Raw genomic sequence first — 15,476 nt, forward strand, 5'->3', positions numbered from 1 at the left:
ATTCGGGCGATTAGCTCAGTTGGTTCAGAGCACTTGGTTTACACCCAAGGGGTCGGGGGTTCGACTCCCTCATCGCCCACATTTTTTAAAATATTAAACGATTACGCATTCGGGCGATTAGCTCAGTTGGTTCAGAGCACTTGGTTTACACCCAAGGGGTCGGGGGTTCGACTCCCTCATCGCCCACAGAAAGGAGATTCATTATTGAGTCTCCTTTTTTCGTTTATTATATTTAGAGTTTGCAGGCAATTATATGTAATGCTGTAAAACACCTAAATTTTTTATTAACGAAAATTTTCTTTAAAAGAAAAATGGTCTACTTTTGGTCTTTCCCTGAATTAGAGTAAATAATGAGCACTGATAATAAAAAGAAAGAAGGTTTAGTTCCAGAGCCTTCGTTAAGACGTATGCCTACTTACTTGGCATATCTTAAAATGGCTAAAAATCAAAATCAACAATTTGTGTCTAGTACGCATATTGCCCGTGATATGGGGGTAGATCCTACACAGGTAACTAAGGATTTATCTTACACTAGTATAGTGGGTAAAACGCGTGTTGGTTATGAGGTGGAGCCCTTAATTAACATACTTGAGGAGTTTTTGGGTTTTCGAACTATAGATGAAGCCTACCTTTTTGGTGCTGGTAGCTTGGGTAATGCACTTCTTCTTGATCATGGATTAAGTCAGTTTGGGCTCAAGATTGTGGCTGCCTTTGATGTTGATGCAAATATAATAGGGAAAGAAATAGCAGGGGTTCCTATTTATCATATGGATGATTTTCATAAGATGCAAGAAGAGAAACAAGTTAATATTGGAATATTAACCGTTCCTTCAGAGTATGCTCAAAAAGTAGCGCATGATATTGTTGATGGGGGTATAAAAGGAATATGGAACTTTACTCCAATGCGAATTAGACTAGGTGAAGATGTTGTAGTTCAGGATACTTCGTTGTATGCACATCTTGCTGTAATGTTTAATAGAATGCAGTATTTAAAAAAGTAATAATTTGTGTAATCAAATTATAATTCCCAAAACTGTGTTTATATATTAAAATCAAATTTCACTTGTCGTTAATTTAGTTTTTTGGCCAACGTAGATTTGTAGAAAAGGTTACATATTGTAATTGATATTTATGTACTTATTCTCTGTTTTCGTTGAATGTTTAATTGCTGATATTCATAAGTGGGATTTCTAAAAAAAAACAATATATTTGCGCAATTCAGAAGTGAAATAATATTTTTTTTGACAAAATTCAATAAATTTTAAGAACAGATGCAAAACAAAGGAGCGATAAGAACTTTTGCCATCCTTTTGGCATTAGTAAGTTTATATCAGTTGATATTTACTTATCAAACGCGAAGAGTGGAGAATGAAGCCAAGGCTGTTGCGCTTGGAGATCCACAAGTAGAATTTACGTATCTGGATTCAATAGCTAACGAACCTGTTTACAACTTTATGTTTGGATTACGATCTTATACATATAAAGAATGTAAAGAGCGTGAGATTAACTTTGGTCTGGATCTTAAAGGTGGAATGAACCTTATTTTAGAGGTTAAAGTGGCTGATGTTTTGAAAGCCCTTTCAAACTACAATACAGATCCTACTTTTAACGAGGCATTACAAATTGCAGAACAAAAGGAGAAAAATACTTCTGCTGATTTTGTAACTCTTTTTTATGAAGCGTTTACAGAATTAGACTCAGAAGCTCGTTTAGCTGCTATTTTTAATACGCCTGAGATGAAAGGTAGAATAGACTATAATACTTCTAATGACGATGTATTAAAAGTAATTCGCGTAGAGTCACAAAGTGCAATTGATAATGCATTTAATATATTACGTACTCGTATCGATAGATTCGGTGTATCACAACCAAACGTACAGAAGCTTGAAAAAGCAGGTCGTGTATTGGTTGAACTACCGGGTATTAAAGATCCACAAAGGGTTCGTAAACTATTACAAGGAACTGCTAGTCTTGAGTTTTGGGAAACTTACGAGATGAGCGAAATTGTAAATAGCCTTATTCAAGCAAATCAAAAAGTAACTGAAATTGAGGCTGCTAAAGCAGAAGCTAATAAGCCGGCTGAGGAGGAAGTTGCTAAAGTAGAAACTGAAGAAGTTAAAGAAGATGGCCTTTTAGCAGATTTAGATGCTGAAGATTCAGCAGTTGACTCTTTACAAGCTGAAACAACTAAATCTTTATTTAGTGTTTTAATGCCTTCTCAACGTCAAGGTGGACCTTTAGTTGGTATGGCTTTATCAAAAGATACTGCAAAAGTAAATTCATATTTAGCTTTACCTCAGGTACAATCTGTATTCCCTAAAAACGTTCGTTTTATGTGGGGTGTAAAAGCACTTCCTCAACGTAAGTTACAGGATGGTACAATGAGTAAAGATCAAATCTTTGAGTTGATCGCTATTAAAGTATCAAGTCATGATGGTCGTCCTCCATTGGAAGGAGATGTAATTACAAGCGCTCGTGCTGAAACAGGACAACGCGGTGATTACGAAGTTAGCATGGGTATGAATGCCGAAGGTGCTAATGTTTGGGCTCGTTTAACAAAATCAAATATTGATAAATCTATTGCTATTGTACTTGATGGATATGTATACTCTTATCCAACTGTAAATGGTGAAATTAAAGGTGGTAGAAGTTCTATTACTGGAAACTTTTCTCCAGAAGAGGCAAAAGATTTAGCGAACATTCTTAAGTCTGGTAAATTACCTGCTCCTGCTCGTATTGTTGAAGATACTGTTGTTGGTCCTTCATTAGGTGAGGAAGCTGTTGATTCAGGATTGTCATCGTTTATGTGGGCATTCTTAGTAGTACTAGTTTACATGGTATTCTTCTACGGTTTCAAAGCAGGTTTAGTATCTGACCTTGCTTTGATCGCAAACATGTTCTTTATTTTAGGTGTGTTAGCTTCTTTCGGAGCTGTATTAACATTACCTGGTATTGCCGGTATTGTATTAACAATTGGTATGTCGGTTGATGCCAACGTACTTATTTATGAGCGTATTCGTGAAGAGTTATCTGCTGGTAAAGGGGTTCGTTTAGCTGTTGCTGATGGTTATAAAAATGCTTTTTCTGCAATTATTGACTCCAACGTTACTACTTTTTTAACAGGTTTAATCTTATTTGTTTTTGGTACAGGTCCTATTAAAGGTTTTGCTACAACATTAATGATTGGTATTGCCACGTCATTCTTCTGTGCGATTTTTATTACTCGCTTAATTTTTGAAAGAATGTTAGAGAGCAAAGCAGATCTTAAGTTTGGTACAAAAATGACTGAAGGTTTCTTGAAGAATACTAAAATTAAATTCTTAGAGAAAAAGAAAACTTTCTTTATTATATCTGCTGTAGCATTATTAGTGAGTGTAGGCTCTTTAGCAACTCATGGTTTAAAATTAGGTATTGATTTCTCTGGAGGTCGTAACTACGTTATTCGTTTCGATGAAACAGTATCTGCTTCAGATATTAAGAAATCTTTAGATGCAGAGTTCGAAGGTTCAAATGTTGAGGTTAAAACTTATGGTTCAGATAATCAGGTTCGTATTGCTACAAACTATATGATTGACGAGAATGGTGAGGAAATTGATAATCAATTAGAGCAAAAATTATACAACGGTTTAAAAACTTATTTAGGAACAAATGTAACGTTCGATGAGTTTATCGATAATTACAGAATGAGCTCTCAAAAAGTTGGACCAACTATTGCGAGTGATATTAAAACAAAAGCTTATTACTCAATTGCGTTCTCTTTAATTGTAATCTTCCTTTATATCTTAATTCGTTTCCGTAACTGGGAGTATGGTTTAGGAGCTGTTGCGGCCTTGATGCATGATGTAATTATTGTGTTAGGTGTATTTTCAATGTTCTATTCAATTGTACCATTTAGTTTAGAAATTGATCAAGCATTTATTGCGGCAATTCTTACAGTAATTGGATATTCGATTAATGATACCGTGGTTGTTTTTGACCGTATTCGTGAGTATTTAGGATTACATCCGAAGAAAAATAAAGGTGAAGTTGTTGATTCAGCATTAAACTCTACAATGAGTCGTACGGTAAATACATCATTCACTACCTTTGTTGTATTGTTAGTAATCTTCTTATTTGGTGGTGAAGTAATACAAGGTTTCGTATTCGCTATCATGTTAGGTGTTGTAGTTGGTACATATTCTTCATTATTTATTGCAACTCCAGTAACGTTTTCAGTTATTGATGCACGTGAAAAGAAAAAGTTAGCTGCTAAAAAGAAATAAACTTTAAAAGCTAAATAATAATATAGGCACCCTTTAAACCAATTGGTTTAAAGGGTGTTTTTGTTTCATGCTAATTATACTAATGAAGAACAGTACTCAATTGGTATATATTTAGTGAGTAGTAATTTGATTGGCCTTATTTTATTATATTTGAGCTTATTTTTTTAGATATATTCAATAATATGAGTTTATGCTTTTTAGGTATTGGTGGTGGAGAATTTATTTTCGTCGCCCTTGCTGTTTTATTACTTTTCGGATCGAGTAAGATTCCTGAATTAGCCCGTATGTTCGGTAAGGGAATGAATGAGTTTAAAAAAGCTACCGACGATATTAAACGTGAGTTTAATGATAGTACAGGTGGGATAGTAGATGATATAAAAAAGAGCCAAGAAGAAATTAACCGTGAGGTTCGTGAAATTGGCAATTCGGTAACAGATATTTCCGATTATGATTCGTATGAAGACGATGAATATTTGCAAGAAGGAGAAGATGCTACTGAAATTGAAGATGCTCATAAAAGCGAAGCAGGCGTGGCTTCTGTAGAAGATAAAAAAAAGGACTCTAACCCAAGCAAACAATAATAATGAGTGTATTGATGCTCGTAGCAGGCTTAACCTTGCTATTTTTTAGTGGAGATTGGCTTGTGAAAGCTAGCGTTGAGATAGCGCGTTACCTAAAGGTTTCTACATTAGTGATTGGAGTTACAGTTGTAGCTTTTGGTACTTCAGCTCCCGAATTATTAGTTAGTCTTAAGGCCGTTTTTAGTGGTTCCCCCGATATTTCAATAGGTAATGTTGTAGGATCTAATATTGCCAACATTGCACTCGTTCTGGGTGCAGTTTCTATAATCCTCCCAATAAAGGTAAAAAATAAGGCACTTTGGATAGATTGGAGTGTGATGATGTTTGCCTCTTTATTGTTTTACATATTCGCTTATGATAGAACAGTTGGTTTAATTGAAGGAATCTGCTTTATTGTATTATTAATAATTTATTTGCTTTGGTCGGTTTTCAAATCCAGACTAGACTCTAAAAAGCAAGGCGAACAGATAAAGGAACCAACTTTAGCACTTTGGAAAGCTATTTTATTGTTACTACTAGCTTCAGTAGGTTTATACCTTGGTTCAGAATGGTTGGTAAGTGGTGCAAAGAGTATTGCTGCAGCCTTAAATGTTAGCGATCGTGTTATTGGTATTTCGGTGGTTGCCTTTGGAACTAGTGTTCCTGAATTAGCCACTTCTTTAATTGCTGCCTTTCGTAAAGAAACAGATATATCTATAGGTAATATTATCGGCTCTAATATATTTAATTTGTTAGGAGTTATTGGAGTTACCTCTATTCTAAAACCATTAAATGTTTCTTTGCAAATCATCCAGTTTGATGTTTTAGTAATGGTATTTGTAGCATTTCTCCTATTGGTGATGATTATTCCTTTAAAACGAGGTGTGTTAACACGATGGAAGGGTGCCATCTTAGTTGCTTTATATGCAGCTTATATGTTTATTTTATTTGCTAATTAGGTTTTATGATTTCAGGAAAAGGCTTAACAAAATCCTACGGTGATCTTCAGGTTCTAAAAGGAATTGAACTACAAGTAAATGAAGGTGAAATTGTTTCCATTGTTGGAGCCAGTGGTGCAGGTAAAACAACCTTGTTACAGATTTTAGGTACGCTTGATAAACCTGATGATGGAAATGTTATCATAAATAACACACCGATTCAAAGTCTGAACGAAAAGCAATTGGCTAAATTCAGAAACGAGAATATTGGTTTTGTATTTCAGTTTCATCAACTATTGCCGGAGTTTAATACCATTGAGAATATTGCTTTGCCTGCATTAATTGCGGGTAAAAATAGGCGAGAAAGCGAGAATAGAGCAAAAGAGCTTCTTTCCTTTTTAAATTTAAAAGATAGAGAAACGCATAAGCCTGCCGAACTAAGTGGTGGCGAAAAGCAACGTGTTGCCATTGCCCGTGCCTTAATTAATGATCCTGCAGTGGTATTTGCCGATGAGCCTACGGGTAGTTTAGATTCTCAGAACCAGGAGGAATTACATAAGTTGTTTTTTAAACTGCGCGATGAGTTCAATCAGACCTTTGTTATTGTAACACACGATTTACATTTAGCGGGTTTAAGTGATCGGGAAATAAAGATGAAAGATGGCTTAATTCTTTCAGACCAATAGTTATGGAACTCCAGGAAATAAAATCCTTTCTCGACGAGAAAGTGCTACAGTATAATGCGCCTTCGTTTATCGATTCCGATCCTATATCTATTCCTAAAAAGTTTACAAAAAAAGAAGACATAGAAATTGCTGGTTATATTGCTGCAACCATCTCGTGGGGACAGCGCAAGGCGATTTTAAAAGCTGCAGAAAACATCCTTCAGTTGATGGATTACGAACCCTTTGATTTTGTAATGAATGGCGATTTTGATAGCATCCCAGATGGAGCATTGTATCGAACATTTAACGGACTCGACTTTAGGTATATATTAAGTGCATTACGTAATATTTACAAAAAGCATAATGGTCTTGAGGCGGTTTTTACCCAAGGATATCAACAAAACAACAACATAAAAGATAGTCTTATTCACTTTCGTGATGTTTTTACCTCTTTTCAAGAACCCGGTAGAACGGCAAAGCATATTGCAAATACGGCAAAAGGTAGCTCATCAAAACGTGTTTTAATGTATTTACGTTGGATGGTACGTCAGGATAAAATGGGCGTTGATTTTGGTTTGTGGAATCAGATTAATCAAGCCAATTTACTTTTGCCGCTCGATGTGCATACGGGTAATGTAGGACGCAAGTTGGGTATCTTAACCCGCAATGCTAACGACTTTAAATCCGTTGAAGAAATTACCTCAGTACTCAAATCCTTCGACCCTAATGATCCCATTAAATACGATTACGCTTTATTTGGTTTAGGCGTTTTTGAAAAATTTTAAAGCGTTTAAAGTTCACTTCAGGCTTCAGTCAGAAAACTCAACAACTTTTTTATCATGGCAAATACTTATTTTCAATTTAAAGAGTTTACCATTCATCAGGATAAAGCTGCTATGAAGGTAGGTACTGATGGTGTTCTATTGGGTGCTTGGACCGATGTGCTGCATAAAAGCAAGGCATTGGATATTGGAACGGGTACAGGCTTAATTGCCATTATGCTCGCTCAACGAAGTCCCTATTTAAATATAACAGCCATTGATATTGATAAAGATGCTGTAATTCAAGCCCAAGAGAATGTAAAACTTTCACTCTGGAACGATAGAATCTCCATCAGTCAAGCCGATTTTACGAACTACGTAAATCAATCTGAGGATAAGTTCGATTTAATTGTTAGTAATCCTCCTTTTTTCACCGATTCATTAAAAAACGAATGTGATAAAAAGAGTGCCGCACGTCATAACGATAGTTTATCATTTCAAGATCTTACCAAAGGAGTTGCCAGGTTATTAACTAGCGATGGTTCTTTTTGTGTGGTACTACCATCTGATCAGCAAGCAATTTTTACCGATTTTGCCAAAGAAGCAAACCTCTTTTTAAATAAAGAATTAAAGTTAAAGCCTACTCCAACAAAGATGGAAAAGCGCGTATTGCTGCAATATTCGTTTCAAGAATTACCCATTCAATCTGAAGTAATGATAGTGGAAGAATTTGGTCGTCATCAGTATTCAGAAGCATACAAAAAACTCACAAAAGACTTTTATCTAAAATTTTAGTTTAGTAAGGTTTTATACCTTCATACTTAGTATGTAATTCCTATCTTTGCGGCTAAAATTAAATATACGTGAAGAATAAAATTACATCCTTTCTAGAGCCTTATAAGCCACATTATCTGCCTAATCTAAAATTAGCCCTACCTGTTGTGTTATCGCAAGCGGGTCAAATGGTGGTTAATTTAGTAGATACTCTTATGGTGGGGCAGCTGGGATCAACCGAACTGGCAGCTGTTTCGTTTGCCAATAGTATATTTATAGTGGGTTTTGTTTTAATCATCGGTTTAAGCATAGCCGTAACTCCGTTGGTTGGGAAAACACATGGATCGGGCAACTCACACAAAACAGGATTCTGGTTAAAGCAAGGAATTGTTGGGGTAGGGATGTTTGCTGTGGCGCAAACGATCATCATGTTATTGGTTTCTTTACTGATGCCCTTTATGGGACAGGAGCCCGAAGTGGTGGCCATGGCTATTCCATTTTATATAGTTATTGTTTCGTCCATATTTCCCATAAGTATATTCTTTGTATTCAAACAGTTTGCCGAAGGTATTTCCAATACCCGCATTGCCATGGTAATTACACTAGCGGCTAACGCTATTAATATAATACTCAATTATATTTTGATATATGGGAAATTAGGCGCTCCTGAAATGGGTGTAATGGGAGCCGGATGGGCTACGTTCATATCTCGTATTCTGATGCCATTAATTTTCGTTTTAGTATTTTCTTATTTACCGTTTTTCAAGAGCTATAAAAAGGTGTATTTATCCACTAAAGTGGAGATGAAAAAAGTATGGGAGCTTATAAAAATTGGTTTTCCCATTGGCGGACAAATGGTGATTGAGGTATTTGCGTTTAGTATGGGTGCCATTATGATGGGATGGATCAGTAAAGAAGCCATGGCTGCGCATCAGGTGGTAATTGCCATTGCCAGTGTTACTTATATGATGTCGAGTGGATTGGCATCGGCAGCAACCATTAAGGTAAGTACTTACCGCGGTGCTGGCGATTGGTTCAATGTAAAAGCATCGGCCTATGCCATTGTGCATAAGGTATTTGTATTTATGACTTTTACTGCAATTGCATTTATATTAGCGCGTAATGTTTTACCTAGGATATTTTCCGATGAGTTTGAAGTGTTATTGGTGGCATCGCAGTTGATGGTAGTGGCCGGTATTTTTCAAGTCTTCGACGGCTTGCAAATTGCGTGGTTGGGAATACTTCGTGGTTTAGAAGATGTGAAAGCACCAACCATTATAACTTTTGTGACTTGGATTTTAATGGCTTTGCCAATTTCATATATTTGTGCTTTCCAATTTAACATGGGTCCATCGGGTATTTGGGTGGGCTACCTTTCTGGTTTGGCAATAGCGAGTATTTGGCTGCGATACCGTTTTAAAGGTTTATATAAAAAATTGATTAATTAATAATAGAGATATAGATTTTAGATAAGAGAAGATAGTCTGATTCACAACCCAAGCTGTCAATCCGTCTTTATACTTTAATCTTAATACTTTATACTAAATATAAAATAATGAACGTAGATGTAATTTCATCAGCACGAGAAATTTTTCCTGATAAAGTAGAAAATAAAACAGTAGTAGTAATTGATGTATTAAGAGCTACTTCGGTTATGACAACTGCTTTAGCCAATGGCGCAAAGCAAATTATACCGGTGCTTCACCCAGAGGATGCCTTTGAAGTGCAAAAAGAAATGGGTAAAGAAAATGTGGTACTAGGTGGCGAGCGTGAGGCTGTGCCTATCGAAGGTTTCGACTTTGGCAACTCACCATTCTCGTATTCTCCCGAAATTATTAAGGATAAAACCTTAGTGATTACAACAACCAACGGAACGCGTGCTATTATCAACTCTAAAGGAGCCAGTAAATTATATGTGGGTGCTTTTTTAAACGATAGAGCCATAGTTGAAGCTGTAACAGGCGATGAAGAAGTTGTGCTAGTGGCCAGCGGATCGCACGATCATTTTACCATGGAAGATTCTCTTTGTGCCGGTAAAATTGCTTATCACTTGCAACAAAATGGTGCTCATCTAAGCGATGTGGCTATTGCCATGGCTACGCTTTACGAACAAAATAAAGACGATATCCATGCTTTAGGTTCAAAAGGAAAGCACTATAAACGCTTAACAGGCCTAGGCGCAACCGAAGATTTAGAGTATTGCTATAAGTCTGATGTGTTAGATGTAGTACCTGTTTATACCAAAGAAGGCACTTTAATTAAGTTGTAACAATTAAGATATAAGTATATAGACAAAAGTATAAAGACAAAAGACATTTTACATGACGTATACATCTTTATACTTTTGTCTTTATACTTAATACTATAGTTTTTATTCTAAATAAGTATGCAAAAAATAAAACCAATCATGTTTGTGGGTACTGGTTCCGATGTGGGTAAATCGGCCATTAACGCTGCATTCTGTCGTATCTTTTTACAAGATGGTTATGCACCAGCACCATTTAAAGCGCAAAACATGTCGCTTAATAGTTACGCCACTCCCGATGGTTTAGAAATTGGGAGAGCCCAAGCAGCCCAAGCAGAAGCTTGTGGCATTGAGTGTTCTGTTGAGATGAATCCGGTTTTGTTAAAGCCCAATACAAACATTAGTACTCAGGTTGTTTTAAACGGTAAGCCCATAGGCAACCAAACGGCGCAGGAGTATTTCCTATATACAGATAGATCGGAGCTTTTCAGGGAAGCCATGAAATCGTACCACCGTCTCGAAGAAAAGTACAACCCTGTTGTTATTGAAGGAGCTGGTAGCATCTCAGAAGTTAACCTTTGGGATAAGGATATTGTAAACATGAAGGTGGCCGTGACTAGCGGTGCGTCTACTTATCTCATTGCCGATATCGATAGAGGCGGAGTAATAGGCAGTGTTTACGGTACAATTATGCTATTGCCGCAAGAGGAACGTGATGCCATTAAGGGAATCATCATCAATAAATTCCGTGGCGATTTGTCTTTGTTCGAAGAGGGGAAACGCATTATTAAGGAGTTAACGGGCAAGCCTGTGGTTGGCGTTATTCCTTACTTCCGCGATATTTATATTGAGCAAGAAGATGCTGTGGTTATTCAGCATAAAACCAGCACTGCTGTTGAAGGCAAAATTAATGTGGCAGTGGTTTTGGTACCGCACATGTCTAACTTTACCGATTTTAATATGATTGAACATCTTCCCGAAGTTCATTTATATTACACCGATAATAAGGATGAAATTGCCAAAGCAGATATGGTTATTCTTCCGGGATCAAAGAGTACACTTGCCGATTTAAAATATATCACCGATAATGGAGTAGCCGCTCAGGTAAAACAAATGCACGCCAAGGGAACGCCAGTTTATGGTATCTGTGGGGGTTATCAAATGATGGGAACTAAAATTTCTGATCCGCATCACGTAGAAAGTGAAATTGATGAGATTGAAGGTTTAGGTCTGTTACCCGTAGAGACTATCTTAAGTGAAGAAAAGAAAACGGTTCAAAGTAAATTCTCTTTCTTGGGATCAGAAGCTATCTGCGATGGCTACGAAATTCACATGGGCGAAACCATTGCAGCTAATCCAAGTCCACTTTGCATTACCGAAGATGGGGAGGATGGGTATTATAAAGATGCCAAAACATGGGGATCGTACATGCACGGTATCATGGATAACCCAGTTGTGTTAAAGCAAATGTTGCAGCAGTTAAAACCCGATTTTACCGTGAGTTTTAATTATAAAGAATACAAAAACCAAGAATACGATAAGTTAGCAAACGTAGTGCGCGAGGCTTGCGATATGGATTATATTTACGAGACTTTAAAGATTGAATAAACAGTGAATGAAAGCGCCTTGAGATCGGCGCGTGCTTCGCGATGACGCAAAAAGGCGCTTATTAAATAGAAAACACTATGCGCCTCGTCATTGCGACAACGGAAGCAATCTCAAGGTGAGCGGTGAAGAATTAATAAATAAGGTGAATTTCTAGCTCAAATATTAATTATTAACTTTATAAAAAAATTGCAAGCAATTTTAGTAGAACATATCACCGATTTAAAGAAGCTATGCAAGACTTTTAAAATTAAAAGGCTGCATGCTTTTGGTTCTGTTGTAGAAGGAAATTTTACACAGGATAGTGATATTGATTTATTGATTGCATTTTCCGATGAATTATCGATAGAAGAGTATGCTGATAATTACTTTGCGCTTCATTATAAATTAAAAGACCTCTTAAAAAGAGAAATAGATTTGGTAACAGAACGTACCTTATCAAATCCGTATTTTATAGAAAGTATTAACGAAACGAAAGAGTTAATATATGAAGCGTGAGGTAAAGAAGTATCTTTTCAACAGTAAGCTATCCATTGATTTTATTTATGTGATGCAAGAGTGGCCTCTTTATAAATAGCTTTTGTTTTAGTGAAAGCTTTAGTAAGACTGGGAAGTTGAGAGCTTTGCTCGAAAATCACCCAGCCGCACTTAAGCTTGAAGCAAATAAAAAAGTTATTTTTAAAGCAGCCTTGATGTTTTTTCCTTAGTTTTTTTCATCAAGAAAAAAAAGTAAGTCGGGTTTGGGATGAAATCCCAATATGATTAAGTTCTAACAATCAAATACAACAATACATTGGCAAAAAAAGGAACTACAAAAAAGGCGGTTCAAACCCCTTTGATGAAGCAATATTATTCGATTAAAGACAAGCATCCAGACGCAATTCTACTTTTTAGAGTTGGCGACTTTTACGAGACTTTTTCTGATGATGCCATCAAAGCTTCTGAAATACTTGGTATTACACTTACCCGAAGAGCCAATGGTGCCGCTTCTTATGTTGAGTTAGCGGGGTTTCCACATCATGCCTTAGATACTTATTTGCCAAAGTTAGTTCGTGCCGGTCAGCGCGTTGCCGTTTGCGATCAGTTAGAAGATCCCAAAATGACCAAAACCATTGTAAAGCGTGGCGTTACTGAGTTGGTTACACCTGGTGTGGCCATCAGCGACAATGTGTTGGAGCATCGAGAAAATAATTTTTTGGCTGCCGTTCATATACATAAAAACTTAGCAGGGGTATCATTCTTAGATATTTCCACTGGAGAGTTTTTAACAGCAGAAGGCAGTTTCGAATACATCGATAAATTACTCAATGGTTTTAAACCCAAAGAGGTATTGTTCGAAAAAAGCAAACGTGCACAGTTTGTAGAATGCTTTGGAGATAAGTTTTACACCTACGGTTTAGAGGATTGGGTTTTTACTGAAGACTCGGCCCACGATAGACTCCTAAAGCATTTTGAAACCAAATCCTTAAAAGGGTATGGGGTTCATAATTTAAAATACGGTGTGGTGGCTTCTGGAGCCATAATGCATTATTTAGATATCACCCAGCATCATAAAATACAGCATATCACAGGGCTTTCTCGTATCGAGGAAGATAAATACGTGTGGCTCGATAAGTTTACCATCCGCAACCTAGAGTTATTTGGTTCGGTAAACGATGGGGCAACTTCCTTAAGCGCAGTTATTGATCAAACCATTTCGCCAATGGGAAGTAGAATGTTGAAGCGTTGGTTGGCCTTGCCGCTAAAAGAAGTTAAGCTTATTGAAGATCGCTTGAGCGCTGTGGAGTATTTTTTCAAAGCACCCGAATTTAAATCGCAGCTCGAAGAATATTTACGTCCGGTGGGCGATTTAGAACGTTTGGTATCAAAGGTTGCTGTTGGTCGTATTTCGCCGCGCGAGGTGGTTCAAGTAAAGCAAGCTTTAAATGCCATTGAGCCCATTAAAAAAGGCTGCGAAATGGCCGATAATGATACCTTAAAAAGCATTGGTGAGCAACTGAACCCATGTATTTCTATTCGCGAAAGAATAGAAAAAGAGATTGCAAGTGATCCGCCAGCACAAATTAACAAAGGAAATGTGATTGCTGAAGGAGTAAATCAAGAACTCGACGATTTACGCAAAATTGCCTTTTCAGGAAAAGATTATCTCAATAGCATGGTGGAGCGCGAGGTTGAGCGCACGGGAATACCATCGCTAAAAATTAGCTTCAACAATGTGTTTGGCTATTATATTGAGGTAAGAAACACCCATAAGGATAAAGTACCACAAGAGTGGATCAGAAAACAAACCTTGGTGAATGCTGAGCGCTACATTACCGAGGAGCTGAAAGAATATGAAGCCAAGATATTAGGTGCCGAAGAAAAAATATTGGTGTTAGAAACACAATTATACACAGAACTGGTTTTAAGCCTAAGTGAGTATCTAGTCGCCATTCAGCTCGACGCTAGTTTATTGGCAAAGCTCGATTGTTTATTGTCGTTTAGCACAACAGCAGCACAGAATAAATATGTGCGTCCTGTCATTAAGGATGATGATGTGTTGGATATCAAAGGCGGGCGTCATCCGGTTATCGAAAAACAAATGGCTATTGATGAGGAGTACATCCCCAACGATGTGGCTTTGGATACGGACAAGCAGCAGGTAATCATTATTACTGGTCCTAATATGGCTGGTAAATCGGCGTTATTAAGGCAAACAGCCTTGATTGTATTAATGGCTCAGATTGGTTCCTTTGTGCCTGCTGAATCGGCTCAAATTGGAGTGGTGGATAAAATATTTACTAGAGTAGGGGCATCTGATAATATATCGGCCGGTGAATCCACTTTTATGGTTGAGATGAATGAAGCCGCGAGTATATTAAATAATCTTTCGCCACGTAGTTTAATTTTATTTGATGAGCTAGGAAGAGGTACCAGTACCTACGATGGTATTTCCATTGCCTGGAGTATTGTGGAATATATTCACGAGAATAAACGCGCCAGAGCAAAAACACTATTTGCTACCCATTATCATGAGTTGAACGAAATGGAAAAATCCTTTGAGCGATGCAAGAATTATAATGTATCGGTAAAGGAAGTTAATAATAAGGTGATATTCTTGCGTAAATTGGTTCGTGGAGGCAGTAATCATAGTTTCGGTATACATGTGGCACGTATGGCCGGAATGCCCAAAACGGTTGTAAATAGAGCCAACGATATTTTATTGGAATTAGAAGGTGCCAACAGAAAAGGAAGTCTTGCGAAACCGGTTAATGATATAGGACAACATAGAGAAGGGTATCAAATGAGCATTTTTCAGTTAGATGATCCGGTATTAAAACAGATCAGAGATGAAATAGCAAATACCGATATTAATAATTTAACTCCCGTTGAGGCCCTCAATAAACTAAATGAAATAAAAAAGTTCACAGGAATTAAATAGGCTTAATTATTGAATTTCAGAGGACAACTAAAAAGAGGTAAAAAAAGTTCACTTTTTAATGCACTAAAAGTTTGCAGATATAGAAATATGATCTATATTTGCACCCGCAATCACGAAATGATGTGTTCATCACAAAGGTAATGACACTAGGGGTTGCAGCGATTTTGAAATGCGAAAATAGCTCAGTTGGTAGAGCACGACCTTGCCAAGGTCGGGGTCGCGGGTTCGAGTCCCGTTTTTCGCTC

At 37.0% G+C, this 15,476-nt stretch carries 12 protein-coding genes and 3 tRNA genes; all 15 read left to right on the forward strand.

What is annotated here, in order from left to right:
- The first annotated feature begins 4 nt into the window (after positions 1–4).
- A tRNA-Val gene (locus tag QMO11_RS21305) sits at positions 5–79 on the forward strand.
- A gap of 32 nt (positions 80–111) precedes the next feature.
- Positions 112–186, forward strand: a tRNA-Val gene (locus QMO11_RS21310).
- 164 nt (positions 187–350) lie between these two features.
- Positions 351–1,001, forward strand: a complete 651-nt coding sequence (locus tag QMO11_RS21315) for a redox-sensing transcriptional repressor Rex (RefSeq protein ID WP_075602352.1) — start codon at positions 351–353, stop codon at positions 999–1,001.
- Between the two features lie 270 nt (positions 1,002–1,271).
- Positions 1,272–4,262 carry a protein translocase subunit SecDF gene (gene secDF / locus QMO11_RS21320; protein WP_282039937.1) on the forward strand — a complete coding sequence of 997 codons (2,991 nt, stop codon included), beginning with the start codon at positions 1,272–1,274 and terminating at the stop codon, positions 4,260–4,262.
- A gap of 182 nt (positions 4,263–4,444) precedes the next feature.
- The gene (locus QMO11_RS21325) at positions 4,445–4,843 is read left to right on the forward strand and encodes a Sec-independent protein translocase subunit TatA/TatB (RefSeq protein ID WP_282039939.1); all 399 of its coding nucleotides are present in this window, start codon (positions 4,445–4,447) and stop codon (positions 4,841–4,843) included.
- Between the two features lie 2 nt (positions 4,844–4,845).
- Positions 4,846–5,781, forward strand: a complete 936-nt coding sequence (locus QMO11_RS21330) for a calcium/sodium antiporter (protein ID WP_282039941.1) — start codon at positions 4,846–4,848, stop codon at positions 5,779–5,781.
- A 5-nt stretch (positions 5,782–5,786) separates the two neighbouring features.
- Positions 5,787–6,446 carry an ABC transporter ATP-binding protein gene (locus QMO11_RS21335; protein ID WP_282039942.1) on the forward strand — a complete coding sequence of 220 codons (660 nt, stop codon included), beginning with the start codon at positions 5,787–5,789 and terminating at the stop codon, positions 6,444–6,446.
- Positions 6,447–6,448: 2 nt separating this feature from the next.
- Positions 6,449–7,210, forward strand: coding sequence for a TIGR02757 family protein (locus QMO11_RS21340; protein ID WP_282039943.1), 762 nt, complete (start codon positions 6,449–6,451; stop codon positions 7,208–7,210).
- Between the two features lie 54 nt (positions 7,211–7,264).
- Complete coding sequence (locus QMO11_RS21345) at positions 7,265–7,981, forward strand: tRNA1(Val) (adenine(37)-N6)-methyltransferase (RefSeq protein ID WP_282039944.1); 717 nt, start codon at positions 7,265–7,267, stop codon at positions 7,979–7,981.
- A 68-nt stretch (positions 7,982–8,049) separates the two neighbouring features.
- The gene (locus QMO11_RS21350; RefSeq protein WP_282039945.1) at positions 8,050–9,408 is read left to right on the forward strand and encodes an MATE family efflux transporter; all 1,359 of its coding nucleotides are present in this window, start codon (positions 8,050–8,052) and stop codon (positions 9,406–9,408) included.
- 107 nt (positions 9,409–9,515) lie between these two features.
- On the forward strand, positions 9,516–10,229 hold the full coding sequence (locus QMO11_RS21355) for a 2-phosphosulfolactate phosphatase (RefSeq protein WP_282039946.1): 714 nt from the start codon (positions 9,516–9,518) through the stop codon (positions 10,227–10,229).
- Positions 10,230–10,346: 117 nt separating this feature from the next.
- Positions 10,347–11,813: a cobyric acid synthase gene (locus tag QMO11_RS21360; RefSeq protein ID WP_282039947.1), complete on the forward strand. Its 1,467-nt coding sequence runs from the start codon at positions 10,347–10,349 to the stop codon at positions 11,811–11,813.
- A gap of 186 nt (positions 11,814–11,999) precedes the next feature.
- The gene (locus QMO11_RS21365) at positions 12,000–12,308 is read left to right on the forward strand and encodes a nucleotidyltransferase family protein (protein WP_075602361.1); all 309 of its coding nucleotides are present in this window, start codon (positions 12,000–12,002) and stop codon (positions 12,306–12,308) included.
- A 340-nt stretch (positions 12,309–12,648) separates the two neighbouring features.
- Positions 12,649–15,231: a DNA mismatch repair protein MutS gene (mutS, locus tag QMO11_RS21370; protein ID WP_282039949.1), complete on the forward strand. Its 2,583-nt coding sequence runs from the start codon at positions 12,649–12,651 to the stop codon at positions 15,229–15,231.
- Between the two features lie 171 nt (positions 15,232–15,402).
- A tRNA-Gly gene (locus QMO11_RS21375) sits at positions 15,403–15,475 on the forward strand.
- Position 15,476 lies beyond the last annotated feature (1 nt).

It is taken from the genome of Saccharicrinis aurantiacus, assembly GCF_947489045.1.
GTDB classification, from domain to species: Bacteria; Bacteroidota; Bacteroidia; order Bacteroidales; family Marinilabiliaceae; genus Saccharicrinis; species Saccharicrinis aurantiacus.

What these genes read in the sequence shown, in the direction of transcription:
- QMO11_RS21315 (WP_075602352.1), top strand. Translation starts at nt 351, where the DNA reads ATGAGCACTGATAATAAAAAGAAAGAAGGTTTAGTTCCAGAGCCTTCG.
- secDF (WP_282039937.1), top strand. Translation starts at nt 1,272, where the DNA reads ATGCAAAACAAAGGAGCGATAAGAACTTTTGCCATCCTTTTGGCATTA.
- QMO11_RS21325 (WP_282039939.1), top strand. Translation starts at nt 4,445, where the DNA reads ATGAGTTTATGCTTTTTAGGTATTGGTGGTGGAGAATTTATTTTCGTC.
- QMO11_RS21330 (WP_282039941.1), top strand. Translation starts at nt 4,846, where the DNA reads ATGAGTGTATTGATGCTCGTAGCAGGCTTAACCTTGCTATTTTTTAGT.
- QMO11_RS21335 (WP_282039942.1), top strand. Translation starts at nt 5,787, where the DNA reads ATGATTTCAGGAAAAGGCTTAACAAAATCCTACGGTGATCTTCAGGTT.
- QMO11_RS21340 (WP_282039943.1), top strand. Translation starts at nt 6,449, where the DNA reads ATGGAACTCCAGGAAATAAAATCCTTTCTCGACGAGAAAGTGCTACAG.
- QMO11_RS21345 (WP_282039944.1), top strand. Translation starts at nt 7,265, where the DNA reads ATGGCAAATACTTATTTTCAATTTAAAGAGTTTACCATTCATCAGGAT.
- QMO11_RS21355 (WP_282039946.1), top strand. Translation starts at nt 9,516, where the DNA reads ATGAACGTAGATGTAATTTCATCAGCACGAGAAATTTTTCCTGATAAA.
- QMO11_RS21360 (WP_282039947.1), top strand. Translation starts at nt 10,347, where the DNA reads ATGCAAAAAATAAAACCAATCATGTTTGTGGGTACTGGTTCCGATGTG.
- mutS (WP_282039949.1), top strand. Translation starts at nt 12,649, where the DNA reads ATGAAGCAATATTATTCGATTAAAGACAAGCATCCAGACGCAATTCTA.